This is a genomic window from Yersinia hibernica, assembly GCF_004124235.1.
GTDB classification, from domain to species: domain Bacteria; phylum Pseudomonadota; class Gammaproteobacteria; order Enterobacterales; family Enterobacteriaceae; genus Yersinia; species Yersinia hibernica.
Genome location: NZ_CP032487.1, coordinates 3,286,347 through 3,304,623, shown reverse-complemented (window position 1 = coordinate 3,304,623; position 18,277 = coordinate 3,286,347). Strand labels below are relative to the sequence as shown.

Here is an 18,277-nt window from a genome sequence, read left to right as displayed (position 1 = left end):
CGTTGTTAACATTTATCTCAATGCTGACTGTCTATTTCAATGCTGACTGTCGCGTCGACGGCTGACAATTTGAGGGTATTTATGAGTCATATTATTGATAAGTTATTTTCTTTACGGGGCAAAGTGGTTTTGGTTTCTGGCGCGGGTGGGGCAATTGGCAGTGTGCTGAGCAAAGCATTGGCCAATGCCGGTGCGACTGTGGCGCTACATGATATTGATATTGCACGTATCCAACCAATTCAAGATGTCATTGAAGCTGAGGGGGGCAAAGCTTTATCAATAATTGCTGATTTGAGTGATGTCGCCGCTTGCCGGCAATTAGTCGATACCGTGTATGAGCAATTGGGGCAAATTGATGTTTTGCTCACCAGCGCGGGAGTTAATCGTCGAAAGCCCATTAAAGATGTCAGCGCCGAAGACTTTGATGCAATCATTGATATTAACTTACGCAGTGTCTATTTTCTGGCGCAAGCCGTCCAACCTTATATGGCGAAACAGGGGGGAGGGAAAATTGTTAATATCAGCTCACTGAGTGCGAAACATGCATTTAATACCATTTCGGTGTACGCCGCATCAAAAGCGGCAGTCAGCCAATTAACCAAGGCAATGGCGCGCGAATGGGTGGGTGATAATATTCAAGTTAATGCCATTGAACCCGGATTTATTAAGACCGAATTTACCCGCCCACTGTGGGATGACGAATATCGTTCAAAATGGTTCCAGAACTTTATTCCGCAAGGGCGATTAGGTAATCCAGATGACTTGATTGGCGCCGTACTCTTTTTAAGTTCTGCCGCTTCAACTTATTTAACAGGGCAAGCCATTACCATCGATGGCGGCGTATTATCAGGCTCTTCATGGGTTAATCCCGCCCCCGTTCATTCTTGAGGTGGCAGAAGAGAGCACGGAGTAGCTATAAACTTCCCCTCCAAACGGAGGGAAAGTTTATCTCGAATGTGGCGTATAATTAATGGACTGTAACAATATTGGGCATAGGATTGAAATCATAGTAATTAGGCATTCTTTGTATTCCTAGCTCTTGACCTAGATCTTTGAATTCTGCCATATATTCAATCATGGTGTCGGCTGAGTATATCTCATCATTAAGGTTTTCCACTTCCTTTTCTGTATAGTCGGAGATGTTATCTTTAAGCATTCTAATATTAGTTATATCGGCAAGTTCGGAAATATTTTTTGGGGTTTTTTCGGGGTGTTCGGTGTAGGGGTTATTTAATGCCGGGGAAATTAACACATCTTTTATATCATATATCTTACCATCAACGTTTATTTTTTCAATAACCGTTGCATGATTTGTATCTAACTCAATCAGTTGAGTGGTGTAATCACTAAAGGCTGTTTTTATTGTCGTGTAAAGAGTTAAACTATTTTTGTTATTCCGTGAGTCAGCTACACCAATCATTTCGTCAAGTTTACTATTAACATGGTCAACAGATTCTGAAAGAAGCGCGGCTGGAAACCTTCCTTGCTGATAAAAATCGTACAGTTTATGGAATTCAAATAGCTCACGACGGAAAGTGATACCGGTATCAGACTCCATTGCCAGAGCCTTTTCCATATCAATACTTTGATAGGTCGAGTTAAATGAATCATAGGCTTTATCTACATTTCTCTTACGTTCGGCGTAACCGCTATCATCAAATGTCACAACGTTTTGAGTTTTTTTATCACGGATATAGGCACGGCCACCTCTATTAGAATATTCTAAGTTTTCTATTTTGGTGTCTTTAAATGTCAAAGTGTCAATGCCACCAGAATCTCTAATAACATAACTATTCACTCCTAAGTCTATCTCGAAATTGTCATCTACTGACTCCCCATTTAATACTTTGACTTCTGAATTCTCTGTTGCATGGTGATTATTTATCATTTTCTTTCCTGGTTTATTGGCTGAGATTATAGTTTATAACTACAGGCGACTTGTCTTGATATGCCTGATACATTGTAATCTAATCAATTTCTAGTTCAGTTAAAATAAACAAATAATAAACATGTTTTCACAGTAGTTTAATTAAATATATTTACATCCAATATTGTTGAGAGGTTTTTTATTTGTGGGGTCGGGAATGAAGAGGGAATGTAAATGTCGGGCACTGCATTGATACAAATACAGTACCCGAGGTTAAAGAAAATTATTTAATCTTAGTAATATTTTTCACATCGACTTCCACAGAGTTCCAGTCTTTATCAACTTTCCCTTCAATTTGGACTTTATCTTGTGGTGTGATGGTTTGACCTTTCCAGCGTTTGCTGTCGATATCAACAGTGATGGTGCCGGTGCTATCGCGGAAAGTGTAAGTATCATGGCCCAGGCGCTCGACGATATTCCCCTCCAGAGTAACGCGGGCATCATCGCGCATGCTTTTCACTTTATCTACTGTCGTATTCGTGGCGCTCGGGCCGGAGAACCCACCTTGTGCTACAGGTTGCGTCTGTGTTGTTGCTGGGCCATCAAAACCACCTTGTGCGGTGTTTGTCGCACTTTGCGCCAAGAAAGGTGTGCTGCATAACATAACTAAGGTTGCAGCTAAGGTCAGCTTCTTCATTTTATTGCTCCTTCAATGAATGAATGATTACATTTAAAACCAGAAACTGTGCCAGTCTGGTTAACCAATACTAGACCAAAACTACGTTAGAATTGACCTATTAACATATCCAACTAATCCGAATATGGCTGTTGGTTAAGTATGTATGGGGATAAAGTCTATTTTATCAATCTACTTGGCGGCTTCTTTCCCTTCGGTAGCATTCGTTTGGATATGCCGCTTAAGGGAAAGAATAATTAAAGGCTACAGCGCTATGGCACTTTTTCCGCGTGTTGGACTCCAATCTCTGGTTATCATTTTCAACTGTCATGCTTTTGCTTCTGTGCATTGTTCTTCGCAAGATAAAGGTTCTTTGCAGAAAAGCTCATTGGATGCAGTGGTTTTTTAAGGAGCTTTAGATGAATATTCGCTCACGGTTGTCAGGGGCGCGCTTGTTATTACTGGGGGCCCCTTTGTTGCTGGCCGGGTGTTCAGCCACGTCCGGCTTTTCTTGGTCAAGTTTGTCACCGCTTAATTGGTTTGGCGGCAGCAGTCGCATGCAAGTTACGGATAAAGGTGTCGGTGGTATCACGGCCAGTACGCCCTTAAGTGAGAATGACATCAAAGAAGGGTTGCAAGGTGATTATCGGCTGCGCAGCGGTATGGCAACCAATGATGGCAAGTTAGTGTCTTTCTTCCAGGCAATGAAAGAAAATCAAATTAAATTGACTATCTCCGGTCAGCCAAAAGGCACGGTAGAGCGCATTGACGTTATGGATAAAGATATTCCGAGCCAATGGGGTGTGAGTGTTGGGACGCCATTTAGCCAGCTCTATAAAAAAGCTTTTGGCGTTTGTCATAAAGGCACTGGCGATGATAGTGAGCAGATAGAATGTGCTGCGCCAGACAGTCAGCATGTCAGCTATTTATTTGCGGGCGACTGGCATGGCCCAGAGGGCTTAATGCCATCTGACGATACTTTGCAAAGCTGGAAAGTCAGCAAGATTATATGGCGCGCTAAAAGCGAATAAATATTATTATCGTCTTATTGCCACTCTATTAAGGCGCGACTTATATTTGGCGCCTTAATTATCTCCTTTCACTCAATGTCTTGGCACCCCGCCCAATTTTATTTTGCGTTGACGCAAGGTTATTTTAATCGCTTCAGCTATGATATTCGGCATAATTGGTATGGTTTTTTAGTGAGGAAGAAAAATGACTCAAGTTCAGAGTGGCATTTTGCTGGAACATTGCCGTTTTGCCATTTTCATGGAGGCAAAAGTGCAAGGCGAATTTGATGCCATTCGCCAGGGGTGCAAAAAATTCTGTCTGGCGCTACAAGAATTACAACAAAAATACCCTAATGAGCATTTAGGCGCTGTTATTGCTTTTGGTTCAGATATTTGGCATGACCTGTCCAATGGTCAGGGGGCGCAAGAGTTAAAACCTTTTGTTGCCTTAGGTAAAGCCCCGATGATTGCCCCCGCCACCCAGCGTGATTTATTGATTCATATTCAGTCATTACGGCAAGATATTAATTTTACCCTAGCGCAAGCCGCTGTTGCCGCGTTTGGCGAGGCTATTGCGGTTGAAGAAGAGACCCATGGTTTTCGCTGGGTTGAAGAGCGTGATTTTACCGGTTTTATTGATGGCACCGAGAACCCACAAGGTGACAGCCGGCCAGAGGTTGCGGTCATTGCTGAGGGTGAAGAGGATGCTGGTGGCAGTTATGTCTTGGTTCAGCGCTATGAGCACGACCTGAAAAAGTGGCAACGTATTCCTGAGCACAAACAAGAACAAATTATCGGCCGTACCAAGCATGACAGCCAAGAGTTGGCATCAGACCAGCGCCCCGACACTTCCCATGTTAGCCGGGTTGATCTTAAAGAGAATGGTCAGGGGCTGAAAATTCTGCGCCAAAGCTTGCCTTACGGTACCGCCAGTGGCAAACATGGCTTGTATTTCATTGCCTATTGCGCGCGTTTACACAATATTGAACAGCAATTATTGAGTATGTTTGGCTCGGTAGATGGGAAGCATGATTTATTACTCGGTTTTAGCAAACCGGTGACCGGCAGCTATTATTTTGCGCCGTCGCTGACTAAATTAATGTCGCTGTAATAATGAAAGGCCGGGTACCCGGCCTTTATTTTTGGCCCGCTCTAAATAGCAACAGCATCGCGCATTCTATTCAGGACCGTTTGTTTTTGTTCTTTGGTTAACGCGCGCAATGGTAAGCGCGGATTACCAGCATCAATCCCATGTAATTGCATTGCAGCTTTTCCGGCGGCCACCCCACCAAATTCGACTAATACGCGAATAAGTGCAATAACCTGATCCATACTACGCTGAACGGCGGCCATATTGCCGGCATTGAAATTAGCAATAATTTTATGGAACAGAGGCGCTGCATAATTATAAGTGCTGCCGACGGCACCAATCGCCCCGACTGCCAGACCACCCGGTAAATGTTCATCTACGCCAAATGGGATATCAAATTTCCCGCCGCTTACTCGCAGGCAGCGCTGGAATTCATACAAATCCGCATTATTGAATTTAATTCCTGACAAATTGGGAATTTTTGATTCAGCTTTAATTAAAAATTGTTCCATATCTAAATTCACGCCGGACATTCCAGAGTGATAGTAATAGAAACCTTTTGACGGTGCCGCGGCCGCGATGGCCTGACAATAAGCAATCAGGTCATCAAGATTACCCGGCTTAAAGAAACAAGGGCCGATGGCGGAAGTCGCGAAGATATCCAGTGTTTCAGCATGACGAGAAAGATCGACGGCATCTTTAATACTCAGTGCGCCGGTATGTAAGGTAATACTCAGTTGGCCTTGTGCCGCTTTTACCCAGCGTTCTGCTATTTTTTTACGTTCTTCTACTGAGCAATGAATACCCTCACCGGTGGTGCCGCAAACATAAACGCCTTGCACGCCATCATTCACCAAATGCTCTGCAATTTGGTCGATGACGGGATAATTCACCTCACCCTGCTCATCAAAAGGGGTGTGCGGAGCTGCTATCAGGCCAGTTAACTTTTTCATACGCATCCTTAATAAATCAGAGTGGGTGACCCAGTCGGTCACGCGAGTTTTTAGCGCTATCAATCTTGAGTTTTTTCCATCAATTGCATTGACTAATATTCAGTGCAATCAACATCCAGTCAGTTTTGCGGCGTCGTGTTCTGGCGGCACTTGTTGTTGAATGGCATCACAGAACCAACCGCAAATATGTTCAATGCGGGTAATGGCCGAGCCGACGGTGACGGCATAAGCCCCAGTAGATATTGCCGCCGCCGCCAGTGCGGGTGAGTTATAACGGCCCTCTGCAATGACTTTACAGCCCTCTTGGGATAACTGTTTAACCAGTGCCAAGTCCGGCTGGTCGGGAACTGGGCTTTGTGTATAGCCGGATAATGTGGTGCCGATAAAGTCGATGCCCAGCCGGAATGCCAGCAGACCATCATCCAGATTGGAGGCATCCGCCATCGCCAGACGGCCAGTTGCCCGAACCCGCTGATACAGCGCTGCCACGGACACCGGGCGCGGGCGGCAGGTGACATCAAATGCAATAATATCGGCACCGGCAACACTCAGGGCATCAACATCTTCCAGCCACGGTGTAATTCTAACCTCGGAGTCGGGCAGGTCGCGTTTAATAATGCCGATGATGGGAGCATCAGTCACCTTACGCACGGCCTCAATGTTGCTAATACCCTCCACCCGCAGGCCGACTGCACCGCCCGCCAGTGCCGCCAATGCCATTGCTGCTACAATTTCTGGGGTATCCATGGCACTGCCCGGCACTGGCTGGCAAGAAGCAATCAGTCCATTTTGGAGCTTGTGGCGAAGATTATTTGTGTTACTCATCATCTGGTCACTCACAGTCAGATTGCTCACGGCTTTTTGCTCCGATATTAAATTCTAAATGAAGTTTCACTCCATTATGTTAGATCTTTTATTGCCGAGGTGCAATGGTGAGAAAGCTAAAATGTGAAGCACACCTTGCGAGCTTGGCACCATAGGCGGCGCCGTACTGAGGTTTTTCCCAGTCAATGAAGGTATTTTGAATTGGAGTATTACTCCTCATTTAAAATATTAATGGAGTTTTGGCGGGAAAGTTGCCATAGTCATGCCATCATCGTCATGACATTCACTATAGGTGCAAGAGGTTAGGCCAGATGGGTAAAGTGTTGGCATTGGATATCGGTGGCACAAAAATTGCGGCGGCAGTGGTGACTGAAAGCGGCATGTTGATTGGCCGTCAGCAGGTGGCGACACCACGTGGAGGGGCAGCACAACTGGCTATCACACTGGAAACATTAATTGCGCCCTATCGCCATCTAGTTGATTTTATTGCTGTTGCTTCAACCGGGATTATCAGCGGTGGCCGCTTGACGGCACTTAATCCAGCCAATCTGGGAGGATTAGCAGATTTTCCCTTACAAGATTGTATCCAGTCTATTGCTGACTTGCCTTGTGTGCTGCTCAATGATGGGCAGGCCGCCGCCTGGGCTGAGTATCAGGCATTAAGTCGTGATTGTGACCATATAATTTCAGTCAATAACATGATGTTTGTGACGGTTTCCACCGGGGTGGGCGGCGGCATCGTGCTGAATAAAAAGTTGCTGGTGGGTCAAAACGGGCTGGCAGGACACATTGGCCACACTTTGTCTGATCCCCATGGTTTACTGTGTGGCTGTGGCCGGCGAGGATGTGTTGAGAGTGTGGCCTCCGGTAGCGCAATCGGCGCAGAAACTCTGGGCTGGAAACAGCCGGTGGACGCCGCCAAGGTATTTGCATTAGCGCAGCAGGGTAATATTCCGGCGGAAAACATTATTAGCCGCTCGGCGGCTGCGATTGCTCAGATGCTGGCCGATATGAAAATGGCATTGGATCTGGAGGTGGTCATTCTGGGGGGGAGTGTTGGGTTAGCTGTCGGCTATTTGGAGCGGGTCATCGGCGCACAAAAGATATTGCCAGCAATCTACCGGGTGCCGGTGCAAGCTGCGCATCACCGGCAGGATAGTGGGCTGTTGGGGGCCGCATTGTGGGCCAAATCATCACTGTAGTCATCACATCAGACCAAAATTTTTGAGGCCAATATGATCAGCGGATCATTAACACAAACAGCATTTTTCAGTGGGCTACCCGAGCGTTTGCAATGGGTGTTAACCTATTTGACCAAAACGCCATTAGCAGAATTAAGTTGCGGGCGTCATGAAATTGACGGTGACCTTGTTTTCATGAATGTGATGGAGTTTACTACCCAACCGGCTGAGAGTAAGAAAGCCGAAATGCACCAAACCTATGCCGATGTTCAGCTGCTGATAAGCGGCATTGAGGGGATTGAATACTCGGTGCTGACACCGACTGAGCAGCTTGAACCTTATCATGCTGACGATGACTACCAACTGATTGCTGACATTCCAGATAAAAGCCAATTACATATGCGGCCGGGGATGTTCGCGGTGTTTTTACCGGGCGAACCCCATAAGCCGGGGTGCCAAATTGCCGGCTCTAGCACTATCAAGAAAGCGGTAGTAAAAGTTCATCGCTCGTTACTGTAAAGAAAATATTTCTATGACTTTTAGATAATAAAAAAGCACGTTATCTTTGACATCTTCCCCGGCCCCCCGGGGTTTTTTTATTGATCTCACCGCGCACAATTCCGCCATTTTTCTTCACGAAATGAGCCAATTATGTCATGATGCACCCCAGAAACGTTCCTGCCTGTCAATTCTCTTTCCCTTGAGGTGTTCGCGTGAAAACTGGTGCTCCCCGATTTAAGCCAGGTAAAATTCTTGATGCCTTGGGTGCTATGCAAAATAGCCTGACTCGCTCAGCGCAGCGTATTGCCGCGTATATCCTGACGGAGCCGGCGAAAGTGACTCAACTTTCTATTGCAGACCTTTCTGCGCTGACACAGGCCGGCGAAGCCACTATTATCCGTTTTTGCCGGACACTGGGTTATAAAGGTTTTCAAGATTTCAAGATGGACTTGGCTATTGAAGTGGCCACCCGCCATCATCGTGAAAACAGTTTGCTAGATGCCGATGTGCAAGAGGGCGATAATGCGTTGGCGATTGGCAATAAGTTACAGTCAGCCATTAATAATGTGCTGTCTGAAACCCTGAATTTACTGTCTCTTGAGAGTGTCGAGCAGGTGGTTAAGTTGCTGCGCCCGGCTGATCGTATCTGCATTTTTGGTGTCGGCTCATCGGGTATCACCGCGGAAGATGCCAAAGGCAAATTGATGCGTATTGGGTTACGGGTTGATGCCGCCACCAATAACCATTTTATGTATATGCAGGCCTCTTTGATGCGCCCCGGTGATGTGGCAATAGGTATTAGCCACTCGGGCACCTCGGCTGAAACTGTGCATGCATTAAAGCTGGCCAAGCAGGCCGGTGCCACCACCGTCGCACTCACACACAATATGGGGTCCACCATTACAGAGTTGGCAGATTTTGTGCTGATCAATGGCAACCGTCAGGGGCAATTGCAGGGCGACTCCATCGGCACCAAAATTGCCCAACTGTTTGTCTTGGATCTGATTTATGCGTTGTTGGTCAAAGCGGATCCGGCTCAGGCTGAAAGCATTAAACGCAAAACCACCCAAGCCATTAGCCGAAATGAATGACTGGTAATCCATTTCTGCTGTCATAGTTTGCCGCTGCTGCCAACATCTCCCGCCAGCGGCCGTAAATACCTCCTCATTCTGTTGCTTATCTTATTCACCCTAGCATTTCGCCATCTTTGTCACGTTTTAGACACATTGTGATTGAAATAGCGGGCTGATCTTATACACTCAAATGGAGTTTTACTCCTTTTAATTATTATGTTTGGAGTAAAACCGCATAAATATAAATGTGGCGAAAACCGTCTGGCAGTGACAGATTAAGTGTTTTTAAACAATCAGTTGCTATGGTTTACCTGCCGCGAGGAAAACAGTTTCTGCCAGTGAACTTAGCTGGTGGTGGAGAGAGCGACGATATGAGCACTTCAGTACAACCCCATACGGACAAGCCACCTCATGGAGACAAAACATTGCGCTGGTACAAGCAGCTCACCCCTGCGCAGTGGAAGGCATTTATTGCCGCCTGGATTGGTTATGCCCTAGATGGCTTTGATTTTGTTCTTATTACCCTGGTTCTGACTGATATTAAACAAGAGTTTGGTCTGACGCTGATTCAAGCGACAAGCCTGATTTCAGCGGCCTTTATTTCGCGCTGGTTCGGTGGATTAGTGCTGGGTGCTATGGGTGACCGCTATGGCCGTAAATTGGCGATGATCACCAGTATTATGCTGTTTTCCTTTGGTACGCTGGCCTGTGGTTTGGCGCCAGGTTATACCACGCTGTTTGTTGCTCGCCTGATTATTGGTATCGGGATGGCGGGGGAGTATGGCTCCAGTTCCACTTATGTGATGGAGAGCTGGCCTAAGAATATGCGTAATAAAGCCAGTGGTTTCCTGATTTCTGGCTTCTCTATCGGTGCCGTGTTAGCCGCGCAAGCCTATAGTTACGTGGTTCCCGCATTCGGCTGGCGTATGCTTTTCTATATTGGTTTGCTGCCAATTATCTTTGCTTTGTGGTTGCGTAAAAATCTACCCGAAGCCGAGGATTGGGAAAAAGCGCAAAGCAAACAACAGCAGTCTAAACAGACTAAAGACCGCAATATGGTGGATATTCTGTATCGCAGTCACTTGAGCTACCTGAATATTGCGCTCACAATCTTTGCCGCGGCCGCGCTCTATGCCTGTTTCACCGGCATGGTATCGATACCTCTGGTAGTGATTCTCGGTATTCTTTGTGCCGCGATATTCATCTACTTTATGGTTCAAACCAGTGGTGACCGCTGGCCAACCGGTGTGATGCTGATGATGGTGGTATTTTGTGCTTTCCTCTACTCGTGGCCGATTCAAGCACTGCTGCCCACTTATTTGAAAATGGATCTGGGTTATGACCCGCATACTGTGGGCAACGTATTGTTCTTCAGTGGGTTTGGTGCCGCGGTGGGGTGCTGTGTGGGCGGCTTCTTGGGCGATTGGCTGGGGACACGTAAAGCTTATGTCACCAGTTTGCTGATTTCACAATTATTGATAATTCCGCTGTTCGCGATTCAGGGCAGCAGCATCTTGTTCCTCGGGGGATTGTTGTTCTTGCAACAGATGCTGGGCCAAGGGATTGCCGGATTGTTGCCAAAGTTGTTGGGGGGCTATTTTGATACTGAACAACGTGCTGCGGGGTTGGGCTTTACCTATAACGTCGGCGCGCTGGGGGGAGCATTAGCCCCTATTTTGGGGGCGTCAATTGCTCAGCATCTTAGCTTGGGTACCGCATTGGGTTCACTTTCCTTCAGCCTAACATTTGTGGTCATTCTGCTGATTGGTTTTGATATGCCATCCCGTGTGCAGCGCTGGGTTCGTCCATCTGGCTTACGGATGGTGGACGCAATTGATGGCAAGCCATTTAGTGGCGCTGTTGCGACAACCCGCGCGAGTGCTGTCACGCAGAAGTAACCATTTAGCCCATAAGCCCTTTTTATTGCCCGGTGCAGCTTTGCCGGGCTTTTTAATCACCAGATATAAGTAAAATAGTGGGCTGGCGACCAGCGTTGTGACTGGCTTAGAGCATTTGATACTTGCACATCACTAAACGGTATATAAAAGCGTTATAGGTATGCACCTAGTTATAAATACACTGAATGAAATTTAGCGGCACAGCATTCTTTTTGAATGATACCTCTGCCAGATAAACTCAGTGAATAAGGTGCAAAATGAGACAGACTTCAATAAAGAAAAATGAATGGCCCCGTGTTGCCTTATTTAGCGCATTAATCTTCGGCAGTGCAACCGCCTGCGCCACTGAACTGCTCAACAGCTCTTATGATGTTTCCCGCGAGTTATTCACCGCATTGAACCCCGGTTTTGAGCAACAGTGGGAACAACAAAACCCCGGCGACAAGCTGACTATCAAACAATCTCATGCCGGTTCGTCAAAACAGGCGTTGGCTATCTTGCAAGGTTTGAAAGCCGATGTGGTGACTTATAACCAAGTCACGGATGTACAAATCCTGCATGACCGCGGCAATTTGATCCCCGCCGATTGGCAAACCCGCTTACCGAATAATAGCTCGCCGTTCTACTCCACCATGGCTTTCCTGGTGCGTAAGGACAATCCCAAAAACATTCACAACTGGGATGATTTGGTGCGCGAAGATGTCAAACTGGTGTTCCCAAATCCCAAAACCTCTGGCAATGGCCGCTATACCTACCTGGCCGCTTGGGGGGCAACTCAGCAAGCCAATGGTCAGGATGCTGCCAAAACCCGCGATTGGATGAAACGCTTTCTGAAAAATGTGGTGGTTTTTGACACTGGCGGCCGGGGCGCGACCACCACTTTCGTGGAACGTGGTTTGGGTGATGTGCTGATCAGTTTTGAGTCTGAAGTCAATAATATTCGCAAAGAGTATGGCACTGACAAATATGAAGTCATTGTCCCGCCGGTTGATATCTTGGCGGAATTCCCCGTCGCTTGGGTCGATAAAAATATCGAGAAAAATGGCACCGAAAAAGCCGCCAAAGCTTATCTCAATTATCTCTACAGCCCAGCGGCACAGCAGGTTATTACCAGCTTTAATTACCGCGTCAATGACAAAGCGGCGATGGCAGCGGCTAAATCTCAATTCCCTGATACCAAATTATTCCGGGTTGAAGAGCAGTTCGGTAGCTGGCCACAAGTGATGAGCACTCACTTCGCCACTGGTGGCGTGCTGGATAAATTGTTAGCAGAAGGTCATCAGTAATGTTGTCGGCATCCAGTAAACGGGTTCTGCCCGGATTCACCCTCAGCCTTGGGAGCAGCCTGCTTTACACCTGTTTGATCTTGTTATTACCGCTCAGCGCATTAGTGATGCAAGTTGCCCAAATGAGTTGGGCACAGTACTGGACGGTGATTACCAACCCTCAGGTGGTCGCGGCGTATAAAGTGACTTTACTGGCCGCTGGCGTGGCAAGTGTATTCAATGCGGTATTTGGCATGTTGATGGCTTGGATTCTGACCCGCTATCAATTCCCCGGCCGCAGTTTGCTTGATGGTTTGATGGATTTGCCGTTTGCCTTACCGACGGCGGTGGCGGGCTTAACCTTGGCAACACTGTTTTCCACTACCGGCTGGTACGGGGCTTGGTTAAATGAGTTTGGCATTAAAGTCTCTTTCACCTGGCTCGGCATTGCGGTGGCGATGGCGTTCACCAGCATTCCGTTTGTAGTGCGCACCGTGCAGCCGGTATTAGAAGAGTTGGGGCCAGAATATGAAGAAGCGGCGGAAACCTTAGGCGCTAGCCGCTGGCAGAGTTTTCGCCGGGTGGTGATGCCCGAATTGGCACCGGCATTGTTGGCAGGGACGGCATTGTCCTTTACCCGCAGTCTGGGGGAATTCGGCGCGGTTATTTTTATCGCCGGTAATATCGCCTGGAAGACGGAAGTGACATCGCTGATGATCTTCATCCGCCTGCAAGAGTTTGATTACCCGGCCGCCAGCGCCATTGCCTCCGTCATTTTGGCGGTTTCACTGGTGCTGTTGTTTGCTATTAACACCTTACAAAGCCGCTTTGGTCGGCGGATAGGCGGGCACTAATGGCTGATATCTCGGAATTTAATGGCGTCGCCCGCCCACCTATCAATTGGGGTAAGTGGGCACTCATTACCATTGGCGCGCTGTTTTCATTTTTACTGCTCGTGGTCCCGATGGTGTGGATCTTTATCACCGCATTCTCAAAAGGGTTTGAGGTGGTGGTTCAGAATTTAACTGACCCAGACATGCTGCACGCCATCTGGCTGACGGTATTGGTGGCGCTGATTACGGTGCCGGTCAATTTGGTGTTTGGTGTGGTACTGGCTTGGCTGGTGACGCGGTTTGAGTTCCCGGGCCGCCAGTTATTGATGACATTAATTGATATTCCGTTTGCGGTTTCCCCCGTGGTGGCCGGGCTGATGTATCTGCTGTTTTACGGCTCAAACGGTGTGGTGGGGGGCTGGCTGGACTCGCACAATATCCAATTGATGTTCTCCTGGCCCGGCATGGTGCTGGTGACCGTGTTTGTCACCTGCCCATTTGTGGTGCGAGAACTGGTGCCGGTGATGATGAGCCAAGGCAGTCAGGAAGATGAGGCGGCGGTATTGCTCGGCGCTTCTGGCTGGCAAATGTTCCGCCGCGTGACCTTACCCAACATCCGCTGGGCATTGCTGTATGGCGTGGTGCTGACCAACGCCCGCGCTATTGGCGAGTTTGGTGCGGTTTCGGTGGTATCCGGTTCAATTCGTGGCGAGACCTACACCTTGCCGCTGCAAGTTGAGCTGTTGCATCAGGATTACAACACCGCTGGGGCATTTACCGCCGCGGCATTACTGACTCTGATGGCAATAGTGACCCTTTTTCTGAAAAGCGGCCTGCAATGGCGCTTAGCACGTCAAGTTGTTCGCCTCGAACAGGAGCAAAAGCATGAGCATTGAGATTGATAATATCAGCAAGTATTTTGGTCGCACCAAAGTCCTGAATAACATCTCACTGGATATTCCCTCGGGCCAAATGGTGGCTTTGCTTGGCCCTTCCGGTTCGGGAAAAACCACTTTATTGCGCATTATTGCCGGGCTGGAGAACCAAAACGCGGGGCGTTTAAGTTTCCACGGTACTGATGTCAGCCGCTTGCATGCCCGCGATAGGCGGGTTGGCTTTGTTTTCCAGCATTACGCGCTGTTCCGCCATATGACGGTGTTCGATAACATTGCGTTTGGTTTGACGGTGTTACCGCGCCGTGAGCGGCCCAATGCGGCAGCTATCACCCAGAAAGTTACGCAACTGCTGGAAATGGTGCAATTAGGCCATCTGGCTAGCCGCTATCCATCACAACTTTCCGGCGGTCAAAAACAGCGGGTGGCACTCGCGCGTGCGCTGGCGGTTGAACCGCAAATTCTGCTGCTGGATGAGCCTTTTGGCGCACTGGATGCACAGGTGCGTAAAGAGCTGCGCCGCTGGTTACGCCAACTGCATGAAGAGCTGAAATTCACCAGTGTTTTTGTGACCCACGACCAAGAAGAGGCGATGGAAGTCGCAGACCGGGTGGTGGTGATGAGTCAGGGCAATATTGAGCAGGTCGGCACACCCGATGAAGTGTGGCGCTATCCTGCAACCCGTTTTGTGTTGGAATTCCTCGGTGAAGTTAACCGCCTGAGCGGTGAAATCCGTGGTTCGCAATTATTTATCGGTGCTCATCATTGGCCGCTGGATTTAGCGCCAATGCACCAAGGCAGTGTGGATCTCTTCCTGCGCCCTTGGGAGATGGAGGTTAGTACCGAATCGAGTGACCGCTGCCCGCTGCCGGTTCAGGTACTGGAAGTCAGCCCACGTGGCCATTTCTGGCAACTGACAGTGCAGCCTATTGGCTGGCATCAAGATCCTATCAGTGTTGTGCTACCAGAGGGCAATATTGACGCGCCGGTACGCGGCAATCGCTACTATGTTGGCGGATTAAATGCCCGCTTATATTCTGGCGATCAATTATTGCAACCCATTGCTTTAGCCCAAAGTGCCTGATAAGTTTTTCTTCTTTTTGTAGACACAGAATCATACCCAAAGTCATTGCGGTGGTAGCCAGGCAGCTAATGAGTGAGTCCCGATGAGCTTACGTCAGTCAGTGATTCGGGTTCGTGAAAGCAGCGCACACCACGGCAAGGAGGAACGGTATTTTAATAGGTAATTAACGTGACAACCCTTGAACACTGTATCGGCAACACTCCACTGGTCAAATTGCAACGTTTGAGCCAAGGGCTGAATGCCCAGATTTGGGTCAAATTGGAGGGCAACAATCCGGCGGGGTCGGTGAAAGACAGGGCGGCACTGGCGATGATCCAACGTGCAGAATTACGCGGAGAAATTGCGCCGGGTGATGTATTGATTGAGGCGACCAGCGGCAATACCGGCATTGCGCTGGCGATGATTGCCGCCATCAAAGGTTATAAGCTGAAATTACTGATGCCCGAAAATATGAGTCTGGAGCGCCAAGCCGCCATGCGCGCTTACGGTGCCGAGCTCATTTTGGTCAGCCGTGAGCAAGGGATGGAAGGCGCGCGGGATCAAGCACTGCAAATGCAGGCCGCCGGGCAGGGTAAGGTGCTGGATCAGTTTAATAATGCCGATAACCCTTACGCGCACTTTAGCGGAACTGGGCCGGAGGTTTGGCAGCAAACCGCCGGGACAGTTAGCCATTTTGTCTCCAGCATGGGCACTACCGGCACCATTACCGGTGTGAGCCAATATCTGAAAAGTCAGAATCCGGATGTCACTATTATTGGTTTGCAGCCGGCTGAGGGCAGCAGCATTCCGGGGATTCGCCGCTGGCCAGCGCAATATATGCCGGGCATTTTCCGCCCTGAGCTGGTTGATTTGGTGTTGGACATCAGCCAAGCCTCTGCCGAGCAGACCATGCGCCGGCTGGCCACAGAAGAGGGGATTTTCTGTGGTGTTAGCTCCGGTGGGGCAGTGGCCGGAGCATTACGGGTTGCGGCTGATAACCCCGGTGCGGTTATCGTGGCGATTATCTGTGATCGCGGGGATCGCTATTTATCGACCGGCGTATTTGAGTAGGAGGTATTCGGTTGAAGCTGCATAGCAACAAGGATAACTCCTTGAGTATTAACCGAAATTAGCATCAATACTCTTACAACTGAAGTTACTCGCGTTCCAATGCTCTGATCGGGTCCATCTGTGCCGCTCGCTTGGCGGGGAAAAAACCAAAGGCAACGCCAATTAAGCTGGAGCAGACAAATGCGGTGGTTATGGATGTGGCGGAGTAAACCATCGAAAAGCTGCAGCTGAACTGGCTAAATAGCAGGCCGATCCCCAGAGAGAGTACAACGCCGAGCCCTCCGCCCAGCAAACACACCAGCACCGCTTCAATTAAGAATTGCTGCATAATGTCACTGGCGCGCGCACCAACCGCCATGCGCACCCCAATCTCTTTGGTGCGCTCGGTGACAGAAACCAGCATGATATTCATTACCCCAATACCACCGACCACCAATGAGATAACCGCAATCATCGATACCAACAATGTCATGGTCGAGGTGGTTTTCTCGATGGTCTGGCGAATGCTGTCGGTGTTCATGACGAAAAAATCCTGAGTCCCATGGCGCTGAGTCAGTAGCTTGGTCACACCTTGCTCGGCATTGGCCAAGTCAATATCATCATTCACCCGCACGGTGATGCTCTTTAAATAGGATTGGCCAAGCATGCGTTTCATCGCGGTGGTATAGGGGATCCACACGTTGAGATTCTCGTCACTACCAAAACCACTCTGTTTCTTGGCGGCTACGCCAATCACCCGGCAGGGCAGGGAGCCGAGCAAGATAACTTTGCCGAGTGGATTCTCCCCGTTAGGGAACAGTTCCGCGCGCGTGTTTTCATCAATGACCGCTTCCTGCATTAAGTTATCTACACTGGCGCGGTTAAACGCCATGCCTTGGTCGATGGTGTAACCGCGCACCAGAAAATATTGCTCGCCAACCCCATTTACCGTGCCGCTGACTGATTGATTGCCATAGCGCAGGGTGGTGCTGGTGGAGACCGTCGGCGTCACACTATGGATATAACCTTGTTGGGCTAAAGCATCCGCATCAGTGGCCCGCAATGTGTGGATGGCGGCTGAGCGCATATCCCCGAAATCTTTACCGGGGAAAATCTCCAAGGTGCTGGTGCCCATGGCATTGATATTCGCCAGTACCTGTTGTTGCGAGCCTTTACCCAATGCCACGACGCAGACCACCGACGCAATGCCGATAATAATCCCCAGCATGGTCAACAAGGTGCGCAAGCGCTGGGCGGACATCGCTAACAGCGCCATTTTGAACGCCTCTTGTAGGCGGTCCCATTGCGCCTTCCACGGGGTGAGTGGCGCTTTATTGGCAATCTCTGGGGCTGCTATGGCACGGGTTGTGGCCAGCGGCTCTGGCTGCGCGGCTGGCGGCATTTGCCGGTCAGCAATAATCTCGCCGTCTCTGAGTTCGATAATCCGCTGAGCATGTTCGGCAATCGACATATCATGGGTGACAATCACCACGGTATGACCTTGTAGATGTAAATCCTTGAGAATATTTAAGACTTCGCTGCCACTGTGGGTATCGAGTGCGCCAGTGGGTTCATCCGCCAGAATCACTTCCCCGCCATTCATCAATGCTCTGGCAATACTGACTCGCTGTTGTTGCCCGCCGGAAAGTTGGCTGGGGTGATAATCCAATCGGTCGACTAATCCAAGGCGGGTGAGTAGATAGGCGGCGCGCTGGCGGCGTTCTTGCTGGTCAACACCGGCATAAATCGCCGGAATTTCGACATTTTCCCGAGCATTCAAATCATTGAGTAAATGGTAGCGCTGAAAAATAAAGCCAAAATGTTCCCGGCGTAATTCGGCTAATTCATTGCTATCTAAATGCTGGGGAATACGCCCTGCCACTAGATACTCGCCGGAACTGGGTTTATCCAGACAGCCGAGAATGTTCATGAGGGTTGATTTACCAGAGCCAGATGCCCCGACAATCGCCACCATTTCACCGCTGTAGATGGTCAGATTGATATTTTTCAGCACCTGAACCGTTTCTTCACCCGTCACAAACCAGCGGCTGACATTATCGAGTTGGAGCAGAGTTTTACCGAGATTGAGAGTGGGCATC

The 18,277-nt window shown here is 48.9% G+C and carries 17 protein-coding genes; 12 read left to right on the top strand and 5 right to left on the bottom strand.

Annotation, left to right across the window (positions count from 1 at the left end; all coding sequences use genetic code 11):
* The first annotated feature begins 81 nt into the window (after positions 1-81).
* Complete coding sequence (locus D5F51_RS15600) at positions 82-888, top strand: SDR family NAD(P)-dependent oxidoreductase (protein ID WP_245994808.1); 807 nt, start codon at positions 82-84, stop codon at positions 886-888.
* 79 nt (positions 889-967) lie between these two features.
* Here D5F51_RS15600 and D5F51_RS15595 read toward each other — a convergent pair whose 3' ends face one another.
* Both D5F51_RS15595 and D5F51_RS15590 read right to left on the bottom strand, forming a co-directional pair.
* Complete coding sequence (locus D5F51_RS15595) at positions 968-1,888, bottom strand: hypothetical protein (protein ID WP_129197733.1); 921 nt, start codon at positions 1,886-1,888, stop codon at positions 968-970.
* 262 nt (positions 1,889-2,150) lie between these two features.
* Complete coding sequence (locus D5F51_RS15590; RefSeq protein WP_025379116.1) at positions 2,151-2,564, bottom strand: YgiW/YdeI family stress tolerance OB fold protein; 414 nt, start codon at positions 2,562-2,564, stop codon at positions 2,151-2,153.
* Positions 2,565-2,962: 398 nt separating this feature from the next.
* Here D5F51_RS15590 and D5F51_RS15585 point away from each other — a divergent pair, with 398 nt between their 5' ends.
* Positions 2,963-3,574, top strand: a complete 612-nt coding sequence (locus D5F51_RS15585; RefSeq protein WP_025379115.1) for an RpoE-regulated lipoprotein — start codon at positions 2,963-2,965, stop codon at positions 3,572-3,574.
* A 184-nt stretch (positions 3,575-3,758) separates the two neighbouring features.
* Positions 3,759-4,664: a Dyp-type peroxidase gene (locus tag D5F51_RS15580; protein WP_025379114.1), complete on the top strand. Its 906-nt coding sequence runs from the start codon at positions 3,759-3,761 to the stop codon at positions 4,662-4,664.
* A 41-nt stretch (positions 4,665-4,705) separates the two neighbouring features.
* Here the strand turns inward: D5F51_RS15580 and D5F51_RS15575 are convergent, their stop codons facing one another.
* Together D5F51_RS15575 and D5F51_RS15570 are read right to left on the bottom strand one after the other, a co-directional pair.
* Positions 4,706-5,596 carry a dihydrodipicolinate synthase family protein gene (locus D5F51_RS15575; RefSeq protein WP_129197731.1) on the bottom strand — a complete coding sequence of 297 codons (891 nt, stop codon included), beginning with the start codon at positions 5,594-5,596 and terminating at the stop codon, positions 4,706-4,708.
* 108 nt (positions 5,597-5,704) lie between these two features.
* Positions 5,705-6,421, bottom strand: a complete 717-nt coding sequence (locus tag D5F51_RS15570) for an N-acetylmannosamine-6-phosphate 2-epimerase (protein ID WP_129199385.1) — start codon at positions 6,419-6,421, stop codon at positions 5,705-5,707.
* 311 nt (positions 6,422-6,732) lie between these two features.
* On the opposite strand from D5F51_RS15570, the gene D5F51_RS15565 reads away from it, so the two are divergent.
* The 9 genes from D5F51_RS15565 to cysM all read left to right on the top strand — a co-directional run bounded on the left by D5F51_RS15565 (position 6,733) and on the right by cysM (position 16,199).
* Positions 6,733-7,623, top strand: a complete 891-nt coding sequence (locus D5F51_RS15565; protein WP_129197729.1) for an N-acetylmannosamine kinase — start codon at positions 6,733-6,735, stop codon at positions 7,621-7,623.
* A gap of 33 nt (positions 7,624-7,656) precedes the next feature.
* The gene (gene nanQ / locus D5F51_RS15560; protein ID WP_129197727.1) at positions 7,657-8,121 is read left to right on the top strand and encodes an N-acetylneuraminate anomerase; all 465 of its coding nucleotides are present in this window, start codon (positions 7,657-7,659) and stop codon (positions 8,119-8,121) included.
* A gap of 194 nt (positions 8,122-8,315) precedes the next feature.
* On the top strand, positions 8,316-9,194 hold the full coding sequence (locus D5F51_RS15555; protein WP_025379109.1) for a MurR/RpiR family transcriptional regulator: 879 nt from the start codon (positions 8,316-8,318) through the stop codon (positions 9,192-9,194).
* Positions 9,195-9,547: 353 nt separating this feature from the next.
* On the top strand, positions 9,548-11,074 hold the full coding sequence (locus D5F51_RS15550) for an MFS transporter (RefSeq protein WP_162301755.1): 1,527 nt from the start codon (positions 9,548-9,550) through the stop codon (positions 11,072-11,074).
* Positions 11,075-11,331: 257 nt separating this feature from the next.
* Positions 11,332-12,360 (top strand): sulfate ABC transporter substrate-binding protein, encoded by a 1,029-nt coding sequence (locus D5F51_RS15545; protein WP_025379108.1) that lies wholly within the window; start codon positions 11,332-11,334, stop codon positions 12,358-12,360.
* A complete protein-coding gene (gene cysT / locus D5F51_RS15540) occupies positions 12,360-13,193 on the top strand; it encodes a sulfate/thiosulfate ABC transporter permease CysT (RefSeq protein ID WP_025379107.1) in 834 nt (277 codons plus the stop codon). The genes D5F51_RS15545 and cysT overlap by 1 nt, the downstream gene beginning before the upstream one ends.
* Entirely contained in the window at positions 13,193-14,068 is an 876-nt protein-coding gene (gene cysW, locus D5F51_RS15535; RefSeq protein WP_087768719.1) for a sulfate/thiosulfate ABC transporter permease CysW, read from the top strand. Before cysT ends, cysW begins: the two co-directional genes overlap by 1 nt.
* On the top strand, positions 14,058-15,149 hold the full coding sequence (gene cysA / locus D5F51_RS15530; protein WP_129197725.1) for a sulfate/thiosulfate ABC transporter ATP-binding protein CysA: 1,092 nt from the start codon (positions 14,058-14,060) through the stop codon (positions 15,147-15,149). The genes cysW and cysA overlap by 11 nt, the downstream gene beginning before the upstream one ends.
* A 168-nt stretch (positions 15,150-15,317) precedes the next feature.
* A complete protein-coding gene (gene cysM / locus D5F51_RS15525; RefSeq protein WP_129197723.1) occupies positions 15,318-16,199 on the top strand; it encodes a cysteine synthase CysM in 882 nt (293 codons plus the stop codon).
* Positions 16,200-16,284: 85 nt separating this feature from the next.
* On the opposite strand, the gene D5F51_RS15520 is transcribed toward cysM, so the two are convergent.
* Positions 16,285-18,276 carry a MacB family efflux pump subunit gene (locus D5F51_RS15520; protein WP_162301754.1) on the bottom strand — a complete coding sequence of 664 codons (1,992 nt, stop codon included), beginning with the start codon at positions 18,274-18,276 and terminating at the stop codon, positions 16,285-16,287.
* Between the last annotated feature and the right edge of the window lies 1 nt (position 18,277).

Bases quoted from the DNA above. Each gene is read 5' to 3' on its own strand.
- cysW (WP_087768719.1), top strand. From the start codon at position 13,193: ATGGCTGATATCTCGGAATTTAATGGCGTCGCCCGCCCACCTATCAAT.
- D5F51_RS15595 (WP_129197733.1), bottom strand. From the start codon at position 1,888: ATGATAAATAATCACCATGCAACAGAGAATTCAGAAGTCAAAGTATTA.
- cysT (WP_025379107.1), top strand. From the start codon at position 12,360: ATGTTGTCGGCATCCAGTAAACGGGTTCTGCCCGGATTCACCCTCAGC.
- D5F51_RS15520 (WP_162301754.1), bottom strand. From the start codon at position 18,276: ATGCCCACTCTCAATCTCGGTAAAACTCTGCTCCAACTCGATAATGTC.
- D5F51_RS15600 (WP_245994808.1), top strand. From the start codon at position 82: ATGAGTCATATTATTGATAAGTTATTTTCTTTACGGGGCAAAGTGGTT.
- D5F51_RS15585 (WP_025379115.1), top strand. From the start codon at position 2,963: ATGAATATTCGCTCACGGTTGTCAGGGGCGCGCTTGTTATTACTGGGG.
- D5F51_RS15575 (WP_129197731.1), bottom strand. From the start codon at position 5,596: ATGAAAAAGTTAACTGGCCTGATAGCAGCTCCGCACACCCCTTTTGAT.
- D5F51_RS15565 (WP_129197729.1), top strand. From the start codon at position 6,733: ATGGGTAAAGTGTTGGCATTGGATATCGGTGGCACAAAAATTGCGGCG.
- D5F51_RS15590 (WP_025379116.1), bottom strand. From the start codon at position 2,564: ATGAAGAAGCTGACCTTAGCTGCAACCTTAGTTATGTTATGCAGCACA.
- D5F51_RS15550 (WP_162301755.1), top strand. From the start codon at position 9,548: ATGAGCACTTCAGTACAACCCCATACGGACAAGCCACCTCATGGAGAC.
- cysA (WP_129197725.1), top strand. From the start codon at position 14,058: ATGAGCATTGAGATTGATAATATCAGCAAGTATTTTGGTCGCACCAAA.
- D5F51_RS15570 (WP_129199385.1), bottom strand. From the start codon at position 6,421: ATGAGTAACACAAATAATCTTCGCCACAAGCTCCAAAATGGACTGATT.
- nanQ (WP_129197727.1), top strand. From the start codon at position 7,657: ATGATCAGCGGATCATTAACACAAACAGCATTTTTCAGTGGGCTACCC.
- D5F51_RS15580 (WP_025379114.1), top strand. From the start codon at position 3,759: ATGACTCAAGTTCAGAGTGGCATTTTGCTGGAACATTGCCGTTTTGCC.
- D5F51_RS15545 (WP_025379108.1), top strand. From the start codon at position 11,332: ATGAGACAGACTTCAATAAAGAAAAATGAATGGCCCCGTGTTGCCTTA.